Annotated in this window: 4 protein-coding genes and 1 pseudogene; 3 read left to right on the top strand and 2 right to left on the bottom strand. The window is 72.4% G+C overall.

The window, feature by feature from the left end:
• Positions 1–57: 57 nt before the first annotated feature.
• Positions 58–978 (bottom strand): annotated as a pseudogene (locus tag ABZ371_RS26760) (PucR family transcriptional regulator ligand-binding domain-containing protein); the annotation flags it as partial.
• Between the two features lie 238 nt (positions 979–1,216).
• The gene (locus tag ABZ371_RS26755) at positions 1,217–3,019 is read right to left on the bottom strand and encodes a glycoside hydrolase family 15 protein (protein ID WP_358684127.1); all 1,803 of its coding nucleotides are present in this window, start codon (positions 3,017–3,019) and stop codon (positions 1,217–1,219) included.
• Between the two features lie 438 nt (positions 3,020–3,457).
• Here ABZ371_RS26755 and ABZ371_RS26750 point away from each other — a divergent pair, with 438 nt between their 5' ends.
• From ABZ371_RS26750 to ABZ371_RS26740, 3 genes are all read left to right on the top strand, one after another.
• Positions 3,458–5,128: a CTP synthase gene (locus ABZ371_RS26750; RefSeq protein ID WP_358684125.1), complete on the top strand. Its 1,671-nt coding sequence runs from the start codon at positions 3,458–3,460 to the stop codon at positions 5,126–5,128.
• An 80-nt stretch (positions 5,129–5,208) separates the two neighbouring features.
• Positions 5,209–5,835 carry an NUDIX hydrolase gene (locus tag ABZ371_RS26745; protein ID WP_358684123.1) on the top strand — a complete coding sequence of 209 codons (627 nt, stop codon included), beginning with the start codon at positions 5,209–5,211 and terminating at the stop codon, positions 5,833–5,835.
• 294 nt (positions 5,836–6,129) lie between these two features.
• Positions 6,130–6,923 (top strand): NB-ARC domain-containing protein (locus ABZ371_RS26740; RefSeq protein WP_358684121.1); only part of this gene is annotated, 794 nt, incomplete at its 3' end.

Below are 6,923 nucleotides of genomic sequence, written 5' to 3'. Positions count from 1 at the left end.
GGAGAGTCGTGATCAGGGTTCTTGTGACGGACGACGAGCCGCTCATCCGGGCGGGATGAACCCCAGCACCCCGGCCTGCGCGGGCGCGTCCCCGGGGGCGATCCGGCCCTCGGCGAGGTCGGTCAGGAAGTCCCCCCGCCCCCGTGCCGCCAGCTCCTCCTCCTGGCGGGCCTGCATCAGGACGACCGCCAGGATCCCCGCGGCCCGCTCGGCGGCCATCCGGTGCACCACCGTCAGCGGCCCCGCCACGGCGAGCAGCACCAGCCGCGCCCGTACGGAGCCGGCACCCCGACCGCCGCCGGGCACCTCCACCAGCACGGCTCCGGTGGGCGGCGTCTCGCGGTCCTCCCGGCCACCGCGCAACCCGGCCCAGACCTGCAGCGGGTCGGCACCCACCGGCGCGGTCCCGGTGCCGGCCGCGTACAGCAGCCGGCCGTCGGGCGTCTCCAGGAAGACGGGGTTGGCCGTGAAGTCCGCCAGGATCCCCAGGACCTGCGGCACCCCGCCGCCGTCGAGCACCGCCCGGGTGCAGCGCCGGTGCACCTCCTCCGCCCGCCGGAGCAGGGCGTAGTGCCCGTTGACGATCTCGGTGTGGATCTCCTCGGTCACCGCGACGAACGGCACCTCCCGGTGCAGCTGGACGAGCGGCAGCCCCGCCGCGCGCGCGGCGTCCACGATCGCCACGGGCAGCCGGCCGAAGCGCGGGCCGAGCTCCACGATCAGCGCGGCGATGCCCCGGTCGGCCAGCCTGCGGACGTAGGAGCGCTGCTCGGCGGGGCGCGAGCCGAGCGCCAGCCCTGTCGTCAGCAGCAGTTCCCCGCCCTTCAGGAGGGCGGGGAGGTTCGGTGCCTCGCCCGCGTGCACCCAGCGCACCGTACGGTCCAGCCGGTCGGCGCCGGACAGCACCTCGGGCAGTCCGGCGCGCAGCCCCGGCAGCTCCAGGGCCCGCCGCACGGTGATCCCGCCTTCTGTCTCCACCGGTCCGGCCTCCTGCTTCCGCTCGCGTGCGACGGGAAAAACCCCCGGTCAGGAAGCTACCGGCCCCGCGGCGGACCGCCGCACCAGGGCCCCCGGCAGCGTGACGCCGACGCCGGGAGCACACGCGGGCCGGGACGGGCGCGGCACCGTCGTCCTGGGGACGACGTCGCCGCCCGCGCCGGGGCCCCGGACGACGGTGCGCCGCCCGGGGCCCCGCTCCACTCCGGCGGGCGAGGGGTCAGCCCACGTACGCCCCGCTCGCCGTCAGCCGCAGCGCCGTGTCGATCAGCGGCACGTGGCTGAAGGCCTGCGGGAAGTTCCCCACCTGGCGCTGGAGCCCGGAGTCCCACTCCTCGGCCAGCAGTCCCAGGTCGTTGCGCAGGGAGAGCAGCTTCTCGAAGAGCCGGCGGGCCTCGTCGACCCGGCCGATCATCGCCAGGTCGTCCGCCAGCCAGAACGAGCAGGCCAGGAACGCCCCCTCGTCGCCCTCCAGGCCGTCCACACCCGCGTCCTCGCCCTCGGTGGGGTAACGCCGGACGAACCCGTCCTCCGTGGACAGCTCCCGCTGGATCGCCTCGATCGTGCCGATGACCCGCTTGTCGTCGGGCGGCAGGAAGCCCATCTGCGGAATCAGCAGCAGGGAGGCGTCGAGTTCCTTGGAGCCGTACGACTGCGTGAAGGTGTTGCGTTCCTTGTCGTAACCCCGCTCGCAGACGTCGCGGTGGATGTCCTCGCGCAACTGGAGCCACCGCTCCAGCGGCCCCTCTGCGTCACCGGACTCGATCAGCTTGATCGTGCGGTCGACCGCGACCCAGGCCATCACCTTCGAGTGCACGAAGTGGCGGCGCGGCCCGCGCACCTCCCAGATGCCCTCGTCCGGCTCCTCCCAGTGGTGCTCGAGGTACTCGATGAGCTTGAGCTGGAGGCCCATCGCGTAGTCGTTGCGGGTCAGCCCCGTCATGTGCGCCAGGTGGAGCGCCTCGGTGACCTCGCCGTACACGTCGAGCTGCAACTGGTTCGCCGCGCCGTTGCCCACCCGGACGGGGCCGGAGCCCTCGTAGCCGGGCAGCCAGTCCAGCTCCGCCTCGCCGAGCTCCCGCTCGCCCGCGATGCCGTACATGATCTGCAGGTTCTCCGGGTCGCCCGCGACGGCCCGCAGCAGCCACTCGCGCCAGGCGCGGGCCTCCTCGCGGTAGCCGGTGCGCAGCAGGGAGGAGAGGGTGATGGCGGCGTCCCGCAGCCAGGTGTAGCGGTAGTCCCAGTTCCTGGAGCCGCCGATGTCCTCCGGCAGGGAGGTGGTCGGGGCCGCGACGATGCCGCCGGTCGGGGCGTAGGTCAGCGCCTTCAGGGTGATCAGCGAGCGGACCACGGCCTCCCGGTAGGGGCCGTGATAGGTGCACTGCTCGACCCACTCGCGCCAGAAGTGCTCCGTGGCCTCCAGGGAGCCCTCGGGGTCGGGGACGGCGGGCGGCTCGTTGTGCGAGGGCTGCCAGCTGATGGTGAACGCGACCCGGTCGCCGGGCGCCACCGTGAAGTCGGAGTACGTCGTCAGGTTCTGGCCGTAGGTGTCGGCCGGGGTGTCCAGCCAGACGGAGTCCGGGCCGGCGACGGCGACCGTGCGGCCGTCCACCTTGTGCACCCAGGGGGTGACCCGCCCGTAACTGAAGCGCATCCGCAGTTCGGAGCGCATCGGCACACGGCCGCTCACGCCCTCGACGATGCGGATCAGCTGCGGTGCCCCGTCACGCGGCGGCATGAAATCCGTCACGCGGACGGTGCCGCGGGGGGTGTCCCACTCCGACTCCAGGACGAGGGAGTCCCCGCGGTAGCGGCGCCGGTCCGCGACCGGGGGCTCCGCGCCCTCCGGACGGGCGGGTCCCAGCCGCCAGAAACCATGCTCCTCGGTGCCGAGGAGCCCGGCGAAAATGGCATGCGAGTCGAAGCGGGGCAGGCACAGCCAGTCAGCCGTGCCGTCCCGGCAGACCAGGGCTGCGGTCTGCATGTCTCCGATGAGTGCGTAATCCTCGATGCGCCCGGCCACGTGCGTCTCCAGTCGAACGGCCATGTCGCCCCGCAGGGCGCTTACTGCTGGTCAAGGGGTCGTTGTAGTAGAACCGACGAGCTCTTGCACGGGTGAGCGGGCTGGTGTGGAGCCGCTGGGCCGGCCAACTCGGCAGCGAGTGTCCGAGCAGGATACGACGCGGTCGGGGGTTGTGCGCGACTGTCCACCAGTTGTTCTCCGCCTCGGCCGAGCTAATGGGTGGGACGGGAAACGAGTGCGGCGATCCTGTGCCGACCTTGGACGAGGCGTGGCCGGAAGCGGCCCCTCTTCGTCGCTGTTACCCTGGTAGCCCGTGGACCGGTGGTCGTCCCGACAGTGGACGAGGCCCCCGAACCGCAGCGACGGCACCTCCGGAGAACTCCGTACGGCACGCCGGCACGCACCTCACGATCGCGACCACGGGAGCCCCCTTTGGCTATGCAGCCCACATCCACGACGACCAAGCACATCTTCGTCACCGGGGGTGTCGCCTCCTCCCTCGGCAAGGGTCTGACTGCCTCCAGCCTGGGTGCCCTGCTCAAGGCGCGTGGCCTGCGGGTCACCATGCAGAAGCTCGACCCCTATCTCAACGTCGACCCGGGCACGATGAACCCCTTCCAGCACGGTGAGGTGTTCGTCACCGACGACGGCGCCGAGACCGACCTGGACATCGGCCACTACGAGCGCTTCCTGGACGTCGACCTCGACGGCTCGGCCAACGTCACCACGGGCCAGGTCTACAACACCGTGATCGCCAAGGAGAGGCGCGGCGAGTACCTCGGCGACACCGTCCAGGTCATCCCGCACATCACCAACGAGATCAAGCACCGCATCCGCCGCATGGCGACCGACGACGTGGACGTCGTCATCACCGAGGTCGGCGGCACCGTCGGCGACATCGAGTCGCTGCCGTTCCTCGAGACGGTCCGCCAGGTCCGCCACGAGGTCGGCCGCGACAACGTCTTCGTCGTGCACATCTCGCTGCTGCCCTACATCGGCCCGTCCGGCGAGCTGAAGACCAAGCCGACGCAGCACTCGGTCGCCGCCCTGCGCAACATCGGCATCCAGCCCGACGCCATCGTGCTGCGCGCCGACCGCGACGTACCGACGGCCATCAAGCGCAAGATCTCGCTGATGTGCGACGTCGACGAGGCCGCCGTGGTGGCCTGCGTGGACGCCAAGTCGATCTACGACATCCCCAAGGTCCTGCACACCGAGGGCCTCGACGCCTACGTCGTGCGCAAGCTCGACCTGCATTTCCGCGACGTCGACTGGACCACCTGGGACGACCTGCTGGACCGCGTCCACAACCCCGACCACGAGGTCACCGTCGCCCTGGTCGGCAAGTACATCGACCTGCCCGACGCCTACCTCTCGGTCACCGAGGCCATCCGGGCCGGCGGCTTCGCGAACAAGGCGCGCGTCAAGGTCAAGTGGGTCGCCTCCGACGACTGCAAGACCCCGGCGGGCGCCCGGAAGGCACTGGGCGACGTCGACGCCGTCTGCATCCCCGGCGGCTTCGGCGAGCGCGGGGTGACCGGCAAGGTCGGCGCCATCCAGTACGCCCGCGAGAACCGGGTGCCGCTCCTGGGCCTCTGCCTGGGCCTTCAGTGCATCGTGATCGAGGCCGCGCGCAACCTCGCCGGGATCCCCGACGCCAACTCCACCGAGTTCGACGCCGCCACGGGCCACCCCGTCATCTCCACGATGGAGGAGCAGCTCGCGTACGTGGAGGGCGCGGGCGACCTGGGCGGCACCATGCGGCTCGGCCTGTACCCGGCGAAGCTCGCCGAGGGCTCCCTCGTCCGTGAGGCGTACGACGGCCGGCCGTACGTGGACGAGCGCCACCGCCACCGCTACGAGGTGAACAACGCCTACCGCGCGGAGCTGGAGAAGAAGGCCGGACTGGTCTTCTCCGGCACGTCCCCGGACAACAAGCTCGTCGAGTACGTCGAGTACCCGCGCGAGACCCACCCCTACCTGGTCGCCACCCAGGCGCACCCGGAGCTCCGCTCCCGCCCGACCCGTCCGCACCCGCTCTTCGCCGGCCTGGTGAAGGCCGCCGTGGCGCGTCAGGCCGCGGCTCGCGGAACGGGCACCGGCGCGTAGGCGATACGGTTGACCGGGGTACGGATCCTTCACCGGATGCGTGCCCCGGTTCTTGTTTTTCCGTTCGTGGGAGGACGTACATGGGTATCCAGGACACCCCCGAGGAGTGGCAGGTCACCGCGACGGTGACCCCCTTCACCGGCGCGAAGACCAGTGTCCGCACCGACGACGTGGTGATGCCCGACGGCAGCGTCCACAGCCGCGACTACCAGGTCCACCCCGGTTCCGTCGCCGTGCTCGCCCTGGACGGGGACGACCGGGTCGTCGTCCTGCGCCAGTACCGGCACCCGGTCCGCCACAAGCTGTGGGAGATCCCGGCCGGACTCCTCGACGTCCCGGGGGAGAATCCGCTGCACGCCGCCCAGCGCGAGCTGTACGAGGAGGCGCACGTCAAGGCGGAGGACTGGCGGGTGCTGACCGACGTCTACACCTCCCCCGGCGGCTGCGACGAGGCGGTGCGCATCTTCCTGGCACGGGACCTCTCCGAGGCGGAGGGCGAGCGCTTCGAGGTCGCGGAGGAGGAGGCGGACATGGAGCTGGCCCGGGTGCCGCTGCCGGAGCTCGTACGCGGTGTGCTCGCCGGGGACCTGCACAACAACTGCCTCGTGGTGGGCGTCCTCTCGCTCACCGCGGTGCTCGCGGGCGACGGGCCGGACTCGCTGCGCCCGGCCGAGGCGCCGTGGCCCGCCCGGCCGTTCGAGGCCTGACCGGTCCTCGTGGGGACGGGTCCCGCCCATCCCGCCGTCTCCGTGGCCGCTCCCTCCGCGGGGCGGCCACGAGGACCGGCCTGAAGGACGTCCGGTCCGCGTGGGTCCCGTCCGGCGGACGTCCCGCCTCGCGCCCGTAGCCCGTCCGGTCGTCCGGTCGTAAGAAACGCTCATCCGATCGAGGGATCCGGCTGCCGCGCTCGGCCGTGATCCACCACACCACTGAACTACGCTCGAAAGGCCCCGGCCGGACTTCCGGCGGGCAACCGCGTGCAGTGAAGTGGAGCGTGGCTCGTGACCGATCAGGCGGTGGACACCAGCGGACCGGCCGGAGCGGCGGGACCGGCGGGGACCGAAGTACCGTCCGGCGCGAATCCACCCCCGCTCCTGGGCCGCGGCAGAGAGCTGAAAGACCTTCAGGCGGACGTCGAACGCGCGGGCCTCGACACCCTGGCGGGCCGCAAGGCCGCCCGGGCCCGGGTCCTGCTGATCGCCGGGCGCCCCGGCTCCGGACGCACGGCCCTCGCCGCCGAGCTCGCCCGCCGGCTCGTGGCACCCGGCGACTACCCCGACGGCGTGTACGTCATCGGGCTCACCGAGCCCGGCGGCGAGCGGGTGCCCACCGAGCGCACCGCACGCGCCCTCCTGGACCTGCTCCAGGTCTCCGCCCCGCCCGGGGCGGACGAGGACGAACTCTCCGCGATGGTCCGCGAGGCCTTCGCCGCCCGCCGCGCCCTGATCCTCCTGGACGACGCCGTGGACGCGGAACAGGTCGACCCGCTGCTGCCGGACAACCCGGACTGCCTGGTCGTCGCCACATCCACCGGCCCCCTCACCGGGATCCCCGGCGTCCGTCCGTGCACCTTGGGCGGCCTGGAGGCGGACGCCGCCGTCCAGCTGCTCGCCCGCACCATCGGCCAGGTGCGCATCACCGTGGACCCCCGCACCGCCGAGGCGCTGGCCGAGGAGTGCGAGGGGCAGCCGGCCGCCCTGGCGCTGGTGGCCGGGTGGCTCGCGGCCCGCCCGGGCGTGTCGGTCGCCGACGCCACCAAGAGGCTGCGCGAGCTCCCGGAGGGCACCGGGCAGCC

The sequence above is a fragment of the Streptomyces sp. NPDC005899 genome (genome assembly GCF_040629645.1).
In the GTDB taxonomy this organism is placed as follows: Bacteria; Actinomycetota; Actinomycetes; order Streptomycetales; family Streptomycetaceae; genus Streptomyces.
The sequence above is the reverse complement of the archived record's forward strand: the minus strand, read 5'-3'. Positions and strand labels throughout refer to the sequence as shown.